Here is a 10,748-nt window from a genome sequence, read left to right as displayed (position 1 = left end):
GTCCGCGCGGCCGTCATTCACTTTACGGATCCGCGAGGCCGGGTCCGATTCCCTGTGTCCGACACCCTGAGCCCGATTTCCGTGGTCCGCCTCCCTCGGTCCGCCTCCGCAAGACCGCGTTCCTTTTGAGGACTACCCGTGTACGTTCGGACGTGTTATCGGTCGAGTTGCACACGCACTCGGAGCTTTCCCACGACGGTCGCGATCCGATCGAGCTACTCGTCGAGCAGGCGGCGGCGGTCGGAGTCGACGCGCTCGCAGTCACGGACCACGACGAGATCGATGCCTCGCTGGCCGCGTCGGAGTTAGCCTCCGAGTACGGACTTATCGGAGTCGTCGGGATGGAGGTAACGTGTGCAGCCGGTCACGTGCTCGCGTTCGGAATCGAACAGGCGATACCGGCCGGACTGTCCTACGACGAGACGCTCTCGCGGATCCACGAGCAGGGCGGGATCGCGGTCGTTCCCCACCCGTTCCAGAAGACTCGCCACGGCGTCGCCGCCCATATCTCGGAGGCGCAACTCGCGAGCGCGGATGCGATCGAGGTGTACAACTCGCGGCTGTTGACCGGGCGAGCAAACCGAAAGGCCGAGCGGTTCGCAGTGGAACACGACCTGCCCCAAACCGCCGGCAGTGACGCACATATCTCCGAGATGGTGGGACAAGCTATCACCGAAGTCAACGCCGACGAGCCGTCCGCCGAGGCGATCCTGAACGCGATCGCCGAGGGACGAACCAGCGTAGTTGGGAGCCGAACGCCCTGGCACGTCTCCTTCCGGCAGGCGGCCGGCGGGGCGAAACGCCGAGTCCTTCGTCGGCTCCGCTCGCTTCGATGACCGATCACGACACCGATCGACGATCGGCAGCGGATCGAAAGCGGGATCGGGACTCGGATCGAGACTCAGATCGAGACCCGGATCGAGACCCGGATCGGAATTCCGCTCCCGACTCCACCCCGCCCGTTCGTGGCGGTGACCGCCTCCGAGGTGCTACGGCCGAAGTCATCTCGGACGCGATCGGCGCTTCCGACCCGCTTCCCGGCGGGTTCGGGTTTGCCGGACGAATCCGCCGCCCGGCAGGATCCGACGATGAACTCGGAGAAGCGGCGCTCGTTCGCGACGTTCTCGGCCGCGAGCCACTTTTCGTCGAGGACGAGTGTACGGTTCCGACGACGGACGGCGCGTGGGCCTTCGATCGGCGCTCGCTCGAATCGCCCGTTCCCGTGCCGGCCGGCAGCCTCCTGACGGCGGCGGAGACCCGGTCGATCTGGACGCTTCGGACCGATCCGGATCCGATCGAGACGGCACAGGCGGCCGTCAACGCCGCCGTTCGAGAGGCGATCGGACGCGCCGACGATCAGGGGCCTGAAGGCGAGGACGTCGCGGTCGCCTTCTCCGGCGGGGTCGATTCCGCACTCGTTGCAAGCGGCGTCCCGGACGCGCCCTGTTACGTCGCCGGATTCGAGGGCTGTCATGATCTGGAAGCGGCTCGGCAAGCCATCGCAGCGATGGACCGCGAGGACGACCTCCGGATCGTCGAGATCACCCACGACGATCTCACTGACGCGATCCCGGAACTGGTCGCCGCGACGGGCCGAACGAACGCGATGGACCTGTCGATCGCGATCCCGCTGTATCTCGTCGCGCGTGCGGCCGCGGCGGACGGACACGATCGACTTCTGCTCGGCCAGGGGGCCGACGAATTGTTCGGCGGATACAGCAAGGTGGTCGATCCGGCGAACGACCACCGCGTCGAGGCCGAGACGGTTCGTGGCGCACGCGACGAGACGGTTCGATCGCTTCCGGACCAACTCGCGAGGGACGTTCCGGCGATCCGAGCAGCGGGGATCGAGCCAGTGACGCCGCTTTTGGCCGATCGGGTCGTCGATGCCGCGCTTCGGCTTCCGGGCGAATTGCTCGCGACGAGCGACGAGCGAAAGATCGCCCTCCGGACGGCGGCCGCAGGACTCGTTCCCGACTCGGTCCGAGCCGCCGACAAGAAGGCCCTCCAGTACGGCACCTACGTCTCGCGGGAACTCGACCGGCTCGCGCGCCAGGCCGGGTTCAAACGCCGGATGGACGATCACGTCGGCAAATACGTCGCATCGATTCTTGAGGACGCGGACAGGGACGCCTGAGATACGAGACAAGCTCGGAACAGGCGAGCGTGCTTGGACTGAGTGGATCCGGATCAGACGGGTCAGAAACGGCAGACCAGAAGCGTTAGCGACTCCGTTCGGACGAATCCCGCTCTGGCCAGGTGTTTTCTCAATCTTGGAGTAGACATACAATACTAATACGTCGGAGCACAAATTCACAATTGTATATGACTGAAATCGACATCGAACCCACGAAGACCGTCGACTCGCGCGGCGCAGCATGTCCCGGTCCGCTTATGGATCTGATCGGCGCAATTCGCGATGCCGAATCGGGTGACGTAGTGGAGTTGCTGAGCGACAACGAACAGTCCCTCAGCGACGTCCCGGAATGGGCGGAGGAGGCGGGCAACGAACTGCTCGACACCGAAGAGCACGACGACCACTACGCGTTCTACGTGGAGAAATCGTGAGCGAACACGTCGTCATCGTTGGCGGGGGGACGGGCGGTACTGTGCTCGCCAACGACCTGGCCGATCGTCTTCGAGGGGAGATCGATGACGGCGACGTTCGAGTCACCCTGATCAACGACGATCCCGACCACGTCTACAAGCCCGTCTGGCTGTACGTTCCGTTCGGACAGCGCGAACCCGAGGACGGTCGACGACGGTTGGAGACGCTCGTCGACGACAGGATCGACCTTCAGATCGACCGGGTGACCGACATCGATACGGCAGAGCAGCGGCTCGAATGCGGAAACGGGGCCCCGATCGAGTACGACCACCTCGTTCTCGCGACGGGGTCGACGCTCGCACCCGAGGAGGTTCCCGGGCTCGCCGAGGGGGGATACAACTTCTACACTGAGTCCGGTTCGGTCGCGCTCCGGGAGGAGTTGCTGTCGATGACCGAGGGGCATCTGGTGTTGAGCGTCGTTGGGACGCCACACATGTGTCCGGCGGCGCCGCTTGAGTTCGTGTTCATGGCGGACGACTGGTTCAGAAAGCGCGGTCTGCGATCGGAGATCGACATCACCTACACCTACCCCATTCAGCGAGTCCACGGCAATCCGAACATCGGTTCCTGGGCACAGCCGTTGATGGAGGAGCGCGATATCAACATCGAGACCTTCTTCAACGCCGAGGAGGCCGACCCCGAGGCGGGAACGCTCACCTCGATGGAGGGGACCGAACTCGACTACGATCTCCTGGTGACGATCCCGCCCCACCGCGGGATCGACCTCGTCTCGGAGGCCGGACTGGGCGATCGGGGATGGGTCGACGTGGACAAGCACACTCTCGAAGCCGAGGCCGCTGAGAACGTCCATGCGATCGGCGACACCGCCAGCACCGGCGTCCCCAACGCCGGAAGCGTCGCGCACTACCAGGCCGGGGTCGTCGGCCAACGGATCGCAAGCGAGGTTCGGGATCGCCCCGCGACGGCGATCTACGACGGAAAGACGCTCTGTTTCGTCGAGACCGGGATGGACGAGGCGTCCTTCGTCGAGTTCGATTACGAGAACGGACCACAGCCGGCACCGCCTTCAGAGAAGCTTCACTGGGCGAAGCTGGCGTACAACGAGTCCTACTGGCTCACTGCTCGGGGGCTGTTGTAATGGTCGCAGACGGCTCGTCCGATGACAACGACGGATCGACCGATGACGACGCATCGGCCAACGGCGATGAATCGGCCGCCGTCGACTACGAGGAGATGGACCAGGACGCCCTCGAGGCGGCGATCGCCGAGGATCCCGAGGCGGTCGCGGCGTTCGTCCGACGACTCGACGCAGTCAACGAGTTGCTCGACGTCCTTGCGCTCGGCGAGGGGGCGCTTTCAGACGAGATGGTTCGCGAACTCGCCGGTACGGGTGCGACGCTTGCAGAATCGGCCGATGGGCTGGCGACCGACGGGACGGTCGTGCTCGCGGGGGCTGTCGGGGAGAACGGCGAGGAGCTTCGCGACGCGCTGGAAACGGTCGTCGAGTTGCAACAGAGCGGCACGCTCTCGGAGCTCTCCGAACTCGCCGAGGTCGTCTCGCTGGCGACGGCCGCGCTGGACGACGAGATGGTCACCTCGATCGCGGGGACCGGGTCCGGACTCGCCGAGGTCGCTCAGACGGCCGGGGAGGAAGACACGCGCGAGGGTATCGAGACGCTTCTCGACGGCGTCGCTACCGCAGAGGGGGAACAGCCCGAGGCGGCCGGGACCCTCGATCTGCTTCGAGCGATCCGTGATCCCGAGGTGCAGTACGGGCTTGGATACATGATATCGATCGCCCGGGCCATCGGTCAAACGCGCTCTGGGGAGTAACGACCCGAACGCGGCTCACAATGGGCCGCACGCGGTCTACACGGACGAGTCCCTCGCGTCGCTCCAGGGCGACGTTCGAGGCGATCGTTTTCGACGTCGATGTCAGGAACGATCGGGATAGACTATATAAACCGTCGATCTCTGGGCGCTAAACCACGCCGAGAGTGCTGTTACATGCGATTGACACACTATCTCACGATACATTTATATACTGTAGGTCCATAACTAGGGGTGAAGGAAGAAGCGAGGTCAGGGTTTTATATTCCTTTCAACCTCCGCATCACGATCGATTCAACGGAGGCGATCTCCGTTCAGCCCTCAACACATGAGTAAGACGAACTTCCGCGCCCCCCGGCGCACGACCGACGAGCAAGCAACCACCGACGACCGATCGACGGACCGAACTAACGGGCGCGAGGCCGACTCGCGAGCCCGGACGAGCGACCGCGAGTCGACGGAATCGGAAACGGAAACGGAAACGGAATCGACGACGACCTGTCCCGAGTGTGGGAGCCGACTCCAACACGACGGCGCTGAAACGGTCTGTTCGGACTGTGGACTCGTCGTCGAGTCGGACGAGATCGACCGCGGCCCCGAGTGGCGCGCGTTCGATTCGAGCGAGCGCGACGAGAAGTCGCGAGTCGGCGCTCCGACGACGAAGATGATGCACGACGACGGCCTGTCGACGAACATCGGCTGGCAGGACAAAGACGCCTACGGTAACTCGCTCTCCTCGAACCAGCGTCAGAAGATGCAGCGGCTTCGCACCTGGAACGAGCGGTTCCGGACGCGCGACTCCAAGGAACGCAACCTCAAGCAGGCGCTCGGCGAGATCGACCGCATGGCATCCGCGCTCGGCCTTCCCGAGAACGTCCGTGAGACGGCCTCGGTCATCTATCGGCAGGCCCTCGATGAGGACCTCCTCCCGGGACGGTCGATCGAAGGGATCGCCACCGCCAGCCTGCAGGCGGCTGCCCGGATGGAGCAGGTGCCGCGGTCGATAGACGAGATCGCGGCCGTTAGCCGCGTCGACGCCGAGGAGTTCAAGCGGGCCTACCGGTACATCAACCGCGAACTCAAGTTGGAGATCAAACCGGCCGACCCCGTCGAGTACCTCCCGCGGTTCGCGAGCGATCTCGAGATCCCCGACGAGACCGAACAGTACGCCCGTCAACTGCTCGAGCAGGGCAAACGCCAGAACGTTCACAGCGGTAAGTCGCCGGTCGGGCTCGCTGCCGCCGCGATCTACGCCGCCGGCAAGCTCACGAACGTCGATCTCACCCAAAGCGAGGTGAGCGCGGCGACGGACATGAGTGAAGTCACGATCCGAAACCGCTATCAGGAACTTCTGGAGGCCGAGGAGACGCGATTCCCCGGGTTCACCGAGGGCGACGCCGACGCTGCACGAGTCTGATCGCGACGGACACGTCCCTATCCAACGATCGAGTCGGGAGCGGATCCCAAACGACGCACGCGAACCGATCGTTCGCTCGCAATGAGCGAACGATCGGAGGCCGGTGACTGACCAAGCCACTGTGGGAGCACTAGTCCACAGACGGCGTCCGGCGGCCGACAGCGAATGCGGAACGTCGGACGCCGATCGATAATCCACTCGCGAAGCGATATAATACACTCTTTTGCGTCAAAAATAACCACGCACGTTCACTACTGTTTTCAATACTTGTGAATAGTCTCTACTATCTCACGATCGTATTTTTGGGTGCCGTTCGTTCCGGTTCCCATTCGACGCGCGTCAAGAAACTCCGGACATGGATGTGTCCGGATCGTCGACGTGGGACGGAGTTGACGAACGGGTGATGGCGCGGGCGGAACTGACGTGGCGGATCCAGCCACGGTTCGTTCCACATCACCCGGCGGTCGGGACGGGAGCGGATCGTACCGACGTTTCGACGAGAAAAGCGTCGAAACACCGGCATCGAGTAGTATTGCGTGCTCCCGAATAAATGTATGGAACCGTCCGTCCGAGTCACCAACCCGATCTCCGATCGGCAAGCGCGGGAAAGTCCTCACGGATCGACGCGACGCGATCGGGGTCGATGTCGGCGTACACGACGTCCGGCGAGTCGCCGGTCGTGGCAATCGGCGTTCCCCACGGATCGTAGACGGTCGTGCGACCGAGAAGGGTCTCACCGCCGGCGAAGGTGCCGCTTCCGTTGACGGCGGCGACGTACGCCAAGTTCTCGATCGCGCGACTTCGCGCGAGCGTGCGCCAGTGTTCGACCCGCGGATACGGCCACGCGCTTGGGACGATTACGAGATCAACTCCCTCCTCGAGAAGTTGCCGATAGAGTTCGGGGAATCGGAGATCATAACAGGTCGTGACGCCGATCCGGATCCCGGAGATCTCGACGGTCGTGAGTCGTTCGCCGGGCACGAGTCGCTCCGATTCTGCGGACTCGTAGCCGAATAGGTGGTGTTTCCGATAGACGAGCTGGCGCTGTCCCGTTTCATCGAACAGAACGGCCGTGTTGGAGAGGCCTTCGGATGCCGGCACCTCGAAGCCGGCGTCGGCAGAGGCGCCGAGGTCCTCGACGATCGTCCCCGCCAGGAGTGCAACGCCGTGGTCGGCTGCCCGATCGGCGAATCGTTCGAGCCGCTCGCTTTCGAGGCCAACGGCCACACGCGGATACGCGTCGAACGCAAAGTAGCCGACATCGAAGAGCTCCGGCAACGCGATCAGGTCGGCCCCGCGTTCGGCGGCTGCGTCCACCGCCGAGAGCGCTCGGTCGAGGTTTTCCTCGACGTCGCCCCCCTCGATCGCAAGCTGTATGCAAGCCATCCGGGTCGGCTCGAAATCGGTCGATGAATCTGGATCGGTCATCGAGTCGGATCAGTCGTCGGCCCGGGAGGACGAGTCGCTTTCGGCGGCATCGGGAAGCCCGAGCTCCGATCGAAGTTCGCGTTCGAGTCGATCGAGTTCCGACTCGAAGTTACGCTTGAAGAACGTCTCGACGCCCGGAATTCCCCCCTCGACGACGAACTCGTTTTTTAGTCGACAGCCACCCTCGATCGGCTCGATCGTGTGCTCGCCGGTCACGCGAAGCGCCCGGGACTTCCCGAGGAACTTCACCCGGGTCGGCGGGTCGCGCTCGATCTCTCTCGTCTCGACGTCGACCGTCGATCGAATCATCGGGATCGGCAGGCTGATGTGCCAGGTGGCCCGCCGGTCGTCGTGAACCTCGTAGGACTCGACGACGCTTATCACGCTGGCACGATTGCCCGGGTCCTCGATGAACTCCCACACGTCCTCGGGATCGGCATCGAACTCGAAGGTCCGCGAGACACGGACGGTCATACGAACCGATACGCGAGGCGACGCTTAAAAGGGGTGGATCCGACGGCTCAGGGGGTCGACTGGGTGACCCGCCAGGTGGTCGAGCGGGCGCGGCCCCACTTTTCAATGTCGACTTCCTCGGATTTTTCGGCCAGGTTCGGGAGCCGACTGCCGACCTGCTTGGCGGTGAGCCCGATCGCGTCGGCGATCGTCCTCGAGCGAACGTACTGTTCGCCACGGGAGACGCTATCGTGGAGGTACGCGAGGATCCGTTTTTCCTCGTCCGTATACTCCGTCATCACCAAAAATACGGGACGCCGATATTTAAAAGGAACGAGGCGAACCGGGCGGACGATCGCTGACGACTCACTCGAGTACGTGGAACGCCGAGACTGCGAGGATCGCCGCGATCATCGCGGTTCCAAAGCCCGCCGCGCGGTTGATCTGTGATGGCCCGACGTACATGAGGGCCGCTCCGACGACGACGATCGCCGCCAACGCCAGCCCGACTCCCAGTCCCGTATCCGATCCGGTGGTACCTGCCGTCATATTCGGAGGTTCGCAGGCCGACACTTAGCAGTTGGGTTTGTGATCGCCACGATCGCGCCCTGTTCGCTTCGAGGACCGACTACCGCCCCGATCGTGGGTCGCCTATCTTTATACGGATCCACCGTTACCTCCGCGTACGACAAGCATGATTCCGAGTTGGCTCTCGTCGATCGGCCGCGGTCGGCTCCTCGTGCTCGCGATCGGTGGTCTCATCCTCCTTCTGGGAGGCGCGCTGGCCGCGGGTGTCCTCGGGGCGCCGACCGTGACCGGCGTGGACAACGAGTTCGGGAACGTCACGCAAAACGTCACGGAGATCGAGACCGATATTCAGCTCCACAATCCCAACCCGATCGGCGTGACGGCCGGCGGACTCACGGTCGATTATGAGGTCCAACTGAACGACATTGCGATGGCCAACGGGACCCGCGAAGGCGTCTCGATAGAGGAGGGAAACTCAACCATCTCCTCGAGCACGGAGATGAACAACACGCGGATTCCGGCGTGGTGGGTGAGTCATCTCCGGGCGGGCGAACGGACCGCCCTTACCGTCCACGCGGACGTTCATTCCTCGCTTCTCGACCGTTCCTTCGATGCCCCAGCGGTCGAACGCGAGATCGACACCGACCTCATAGCGGCGTTCAACTCCAAGGAAGACCGGGAGGTGAACGCCGAGAGCCCCATCATTCCGGATCCGGTGCTCGTCGTCCGTGAAACCCGCGGCGAGTGGGGAACCGTCTCCGAGGACGAAACCGAGATCCGCATGGAATTCGTCGTGTACAACCCGCGTTCGTTTCCGATCACCCTCTCGGAGATCGGCTACGACGTCGCGATGAACGACGTTGAGATGGGAAGCGGGCAAAGCGAGGACGCACACGTCATCCCGCCGAAAAGCGAGGAGACGATCACGGCTACCTTCCGCCTCGACAATCAACATCTCAACGAATGGTGGGTCACTCACCTGCAAAACGACCAGGTGACGACCCTCACTGCTGATTTCTACCTCCGGGTCGATCTGAGTGAGGGCGGCGGGGAGACGGTCCGGATCCCGCTCGACACGATGGAACAAACCATCGAGACGGACATCTTCGGCGAGAGCGAGGATACGGAGACCGAAACCGACGAGAGTGGCGCGAACCGAACGGAGACCCCCGCGGGAACCACCACGCCAAGCGACGGGACGGCCACTCCGACGCCGACGGAAACCGAGGATCCGATCACGATCGGGACCGAGACTGAGACGCCCACGCCGACCGAGACCGACACACCGACACCGACGCCCACACCGACCGAAACCGAGGACGATGGGCTCCTCGGTCTCGCGACGTTCGCGGCTCGACCGGCGTGAGAAGTGCGATCCAGAACGGAGAGCACCGATCGAATGCCGGAGGAAACGGGACCGGGGACGTTTTGAAGACGTCTCGCAAAAACCGTCCCGTGAAGCGAGTGACGGACGTGACGGAACGGCTGAGCTCGGATCTCGGCGTCTATCTCCTCTCGGGAGCGTTTAGCCTCCTCGTCTTCTTCGTCGCGCTCGTCGGGCTGGCGTATTTCGTGCCCGGGGGACTGGGTCGACGTCGGCTCGCCGGGTTCGTCGTCGGGTTTTTGCTCTTCGTGGCGACCTATTTCATCGCGATGTGGATCTATCGGGAGATCGGTGCCCGAGAAGAGACGTAATCCGGTCCGTGCAGGGTTCCGATCACCCGCTCGACCGTTACGTGAGTATCCTGGCTCTCCGTCCGGTCGATACGGGTAGACAGGTCTGGAATGTCGGCTGGGATCACACCCCCGAGTATCGACGACGGGTGTTCGAGCCCCGGCTTTGACGGCCGGGTTTAAGACGAGCGCGACGAAACAGGGGTCGTGGACGAACTCGTCGTACGGACGACGGTGTATGCGGACTCCGAGACGGTCTATGAGTTCCTCGTGGATTTCCCGCGGTACGCCCGGTACTCGGAGCACCTCGATCGAGTTCGACGGATCGACGGCGAGGGTGGGCCGGGAACGCGGTATGCGCTCACCTTTAGTTGGTGGCGGCTCACCTACACGGTCCGATCCGAAGTCACCGACGTGTCCCCGCCGAACCGCATCGACTGGGCGATCCGCAAGGATATCGACGCGAACGGCCACTGGCGGATCAGTCCGATCGATGGCGAAACCGACACCGACGATCGGGACCGCACTCTCGAGACCGGTTCCGAGGACGGAGGGGAGAACGACGACGACGCCTGCCAAGTCGAGTTCCGAGTCCGGTTCGATCCCGGATCGGCGAGTTCCGATGCGATCGATCTCCCGCGGTTCGTCTCCTTCGAGTGGGTCCTTCGACGGGTGATCCCGCTCGTTCGCGAGGAGGCGAAGGGAATCGTCAAGCGCGCAGTGGCCGACCTGGAGGGCCGTGAACGTCCCGTGAATCTCGAGGTTATAGTTGATTCAAAGCGGCTGTAAGGCGATCGACGATCCGTGTGAGCCCGTGTCGGAAGGCGGCCGATTCGAAGCCCTTATGGT

13 protein-coding genes are annotated in these 10,748 nt (G+C 63.6%); 9 read left to right on the top strand and 4 right to left on the bottom strand.

The window, feature by feature from the left end:
* The first annotated feature begins 152 nt into the window (after window positions 1-152).
* From ACERIT_RS14535 to ACERIT_RS14510, 6 genes are all read left to right on the top strand, one after another.
* Entirely contained in the window at window positions 153-836 is a 684-nt protein-coding gene (locus ACERIT_RS14535; protein WP_373675581.1) for a PHP domain-containing protein, read from the top strand.
* Window positions 833-2,137 (top strand): asparagine synthase C-terminal domain-containing protein, encoded by a 1,305-nt coding sequence (locus tag ACERIT_RS14530; RefSeq protein ID WP_373675580.1) that lies wholly within the window; start codon window positions 833-835, stop codon window positions 2,135-2,137. The genes ACERIT_RS14535 and ACERIT_RS14530 overlap by 4 nt, the downstream gene beginning before the upstream one ends.
* A 188-nt stretch (window positions 2,138-2,325) precedes the next feature.
* Complete coding sequence (locus tag ACERIT_RS14525; RefSeq protein ID WP_373675579.1) at window positions 2,326-2,568, top strand: sulfurtransferase TusA family protein; 243 nt, start codon at window positions 2,326-2,328, stop codon at window positions 2,566-2,568.
* Window positions 2,565-3,707, top strand: coding sequence for an NAD(P)/FAD-dependent oxidoreductase (locus tag ACERIT_RS14520; protein WP_373675578.1), 1,143 nt, complete (start codon window positions 2,565-2,567; stop codon window positions 3,705-3,707). Before ACERIT_RS14525 ends, ACERIT_RS14520 begins: the two co-directional genes overlap by 4 nt.
* A 95-nt stretch (window positions 3,708-3,802) precedes the next feature.
* Window positions 3,803-4,402 carry a DUF1641 domain-containing protein gene (locus ACERIT_RS14515; RefSeq protein WP_373675583.1) on the top strand — a complete coding sequence of 200 codons (600 nt, stop codon included), beginning with the start codon at window positions 3,803-3,805 and terminating at the stop codon, window positions 4,400-4,402.
* 325 nt (window positions 4,403-4,727) lie between these two features.
* Window positions 4,728-5,816 (top strand): transcription initiation factor IIB family protein, encoded by a 1,089-nt coding sequence (locus ACERIT_RS14510; RefSeq protein ID WP_373675577.1) that lies wholly within the window; start codon window positions 4,728-4,730, stop codon window positions 5,814-5,816.
* Between the two features lie 573 nt (window positions 5,817-6,389).
* Here the strand turns inward: ACERIT_RS14510 and ACERIT_RS14505 are convergent.
* From ACERIT_RS14505 to ACERIT_RS14490, 4 genes are all read right to left on the bottom strand, one after another.
* Entirely contained in the window at window positions 6,390-7,244 is an 855-nt protein-coding gene (locus tag ACERIT_RS14505) for a carbon-nitrogen family hydrolase (protein WP_373675576.1), read from the bottom strand.
* Window positions 7,245-7,253: 9 nt separating this feature from the next.
* Entirely contained in the window at window positions 7,254-7,718 is a 465-nt protein-coding gene (locus tag ACERIT_RS14500; protein ID WP_373675575.1) for a CoxG family protein, read from the bottom strand.
* Between the two features lie 47 nt (window positions 7,719-7,765).
* Entirely contained in the window at window positions 7,766-7,996 is a 231-nt protein-coding gene (locus ACERIT_RS14495) for a FaeA/PapI family transcriptional regulator (protein WP_373675574.1), read from the bottom strand.
* Window positions 7,997-8,063: 67 nt separating this feature from the next.
* A complete protein-coding gene (locus ACERIT_RS14490) occupies window positions 8,064-8,246 on the bottom strand; it encodes a hypothetical protein (RefSeq protein WP_373675573.1) in 183 nt (60 codons plus the stop codon).
* Between the two features lie 145 nt (window positions 8,247-8,391).
* Here ACERIT_RS14490 and ACERIT_RS14485 point away from each other — a divergent pair, with 145 nt between their 5' ends.
* From ACERIT_RS14485 to ACERIT_RS14475, 3 genes are all read left to right on the top strand, one after another.
* On the top strand, window positions 8,392-9,591 hold the full coding sequence (locus ACERIT_RS14485; RefSeq protein ID WP_373675572.1) for an LEA type 2 family protein: 1,200 nt from the start codon (window positions 8,392-8,394) through the stop codon (window positions 9,589-9,591).
* Window positions 9,592-9,680: 89 nt separating this feature from the next.
* Window positions 9,681-9,920 carry a hypothetical protein gene (locus ACERIT_RS14480; RefSeq protein WP_373675571.1) on the top strand — a complete coding sequence of 80 codons (240 nt, stop codon included), beginning with the start codon at window positions 9,681-9,683 and terminating at the stop codon, window positions 9,918-9,920.
* Between the two features lie 186 nt (window positions 9,921-10,106).
* The gene (locus ACERIT_RS14475; protein WP_373675570.1) at window positions 10,107-10,688 is read left to right on the top strand and encodes an SRPBCC family protein; all 582 of its coding nucleotides are present in this window, start codon (window positions 10,107-10,109) and stop codon (window positions 10,686-10,688) included.
* Window positions 10,689-10,748 lie beyond the last annotated feature (60 nt).

It is taken from the genome of Halopenitus sp. H-Gu1 (genome assembly GCF_041821145.1).
Lineage (GTDB): Archaea > Halobacteriota > Halobacteria > Halobacteriales > Haloferacaceae > Halopenitus.
Note: the sequence above shows the minus strand (reverse complement) of the source record. Positions and strands in the feature narration are given on the sequence as shown.